The 1,725-nt window shown below is 72.2% G+C and carries 2 protein-coding genes and 1 pseudogene; 2 read left to right on the plus strand and 1 reads right to left on the minus strand.

Features of this window, described 5'->3' with window-relative positions; genetic code table 11:
* Nucleotides 1–156 (plus strand): annotated as a pseudogene (locus tag SACHA_RS21780) (aminoacyl-tRNA hydrolase); the annotation flags it as partial.
* Between the two features lie 181 nt (nucleotides 157–337).
* Here SACHA_RS21780 and SACHA_RS0112000 read toward each other — a convergent pair.
* Nucleotides 338–523: a DUF3073 domain-containing protein gene (locus SACHA_RS0112000; RefSeq protein ID WP_007024340.1), complete on the minus strand. Its 186-nt coding sequence runs from the start codon at nucleotides 521–523 to the stop codon at nucleotides 338–340.
* A 208-nt stretch (nucleotides 524–731) separates the two neighbouring features.
* Between SACHA_RS0112000 and SACHA_RS0112005 the strand changes: the two genes are divergently transcribed.
* Complete coding sequence (locus tag SACHA_RS0112005; protein WP_019809999.1) at nucleotides 732–1,637, plus strand: hypothetical protein; 906 nt, start codon at nucleotides 732–734, stop codon at nucleotides 1,635–1,637.
* The last annotated feature ends 88 nt before the right edge of the window (nucleotides 1,638–1,725 follow it).

Consider the following 1,725-nt stretch of genomic DNA (forward strand, 5'->3'; position numbering starts at 1 on the left):
CGGCTGGCGGACGTGTTGCGGGAGGCCGCCGCCCCGCCGCCGACGAAGCGCCGCCCGACGAAGCCGTCCCGGGGCGCCCGGGAACGCCGTCTGGCGGAGAAGAAGCGCCGCTCGGAGATCAAGAGAACCAGGTCGGACGGGATCGACCGGGAGTAGCCACCGCCCGCGATCGCGGTGCGGGTGCTGCGGGTGATCGGACGGTGCCGGTGTGCGCGGACACGGATGCACGGCTCCGTGTCGGGGCACCGACCTGTGTCGGGACCACGGGACGGGACGTGGGACGCGAGGGTGGGCCCGGGCAGTGGGCGCCCGGGCCCACCCTCGCGCTCACGACCGTTCAGCGGCGGTAGTCGTCGTACCCGTCGTCGTACGGGTCCTCGTACCGGTCCTCGTCCTCGTGAGTGTCGTTCGACGAGTTGCTCGACAACTCACGTTGCAGTGCATCGAAGTCCGTGGGGGGAACGCTGTACTTGAGCTCCCGGGCCACTTTCGTCTGCTTGGCCTTAGCTCGGCCGCGCCCCATGGCTCGACCCCCTTGCACAGGGGCGGGGCGGCCGGGGGAAAACGGCGGCCCCGCGCGTCGTCTCGACTTACTTTCCTCGACACACCGTACCGTGCCGACGGGTGCTCATGCGACGTGGCACGGTGTGCGACCGCTGACAGTATCCCGTCGGCGGCGACGCGGACCAGCCGGTGCCCGTCCACCGTGGCTGACGTGTCACGATTCACGGGTGCTTCGTCCGTTCGCGGCCTATCTCCGGGTGTACGAACCGATCTCGGTGTTCGGTGACCCACCGGACGCGCAGTTCGCGCGGGCGGTGGAGACCGCCGACATGACACCGGGTGACGCGATCACCCGTGAGCAGTGGCTCTGGCTCCGGTCGCAGTTGCCGACCCCCACCCGGGTGTTGCCCGCCGAGACCTCCGACGGTCGTCCGCTGCCCGGGCTGACCGACATCCTCGTCCTCGACCCCGCCGAGGTGCCGGTCGGGGACTACGAGGTCGAGCTGGGCACCGAGCCGCTCGTGTGCCCGCTCGACGTGCGTGCCCGGTCCGCGGCGGCCCTGACGGGCTTTCTCGACGACGCGCACCCCGCGCTCCGCGCGGCGGTGCTGGACGCGGGCGAGGTCTCGGAGGAGGAGATGCGCGGGCATGCCGGCGCCGCGTTGCGGGATCTGACCGGCTCCACGATGCACGTGCTGTCCACGACCTGGACGGTGCCGTTGCCCTGGTTCACCCTCGTCGACCCGGACGAGCGGCGCATCGTGCTCGGATCCGGACCGGAGGACCCGAGCCGGGAGGTGTCCTGGCGGGTGGCGATGAGCGAGGCGCGGCAGCGCGTCGCCGAGGCCGAGGAGCTGGTCTCCGAGGTCCTCGGCGACGAGGGACCCGCCCGCATCCTCGCCGAGACCCGGCGTTGGCTGGCCAACTTCCACCCGAACTCGGCCGTGGAGCTGGACTACGGCGGCCTGGTGCAGCTGATCGAGGATCCGGTGCTGGCCACCGACACCTCGGCCGACGAGGTGCACGCGATCCTGGACGCCCTGCGCAGGGACTCCGTCGAGGAGGTCACCGAGGCGTTCGAGAACCTGCGGGACTACTGGGGTGAGCTGGCCTCGCGGGAGCGGTTCAACTGACGGTCTCGCCGGGCGGCCCCGTCGCCGTGTCGCCGGGCGGCTCCGCCGCCGTGTGGCTGGGCGGCTCCGCCGCCGTGTCCGGGGCCGG

The organism is Saccharomonospora halophila 8 (assembly GCF_000383775.1).
GTDB classification, from domain to species: domain Bacteria; phylum Actinomycetota; class Actinomycetes; order Mycobacteriales; family Pseudonocardiaceae; genus Saccharomonospora; species Saccharomonospora halophila.

What these genes read in the sequence shown, in the direction of transcription:
- SACHA_RS0112000 (WP_007024340.1), bottom strand. Translation starts at nt 523, where the DNA reads ATGGGGCGCGGCCGAGCTAAGGCCAAGCAGACGAAAGTGGCCCGGGAG.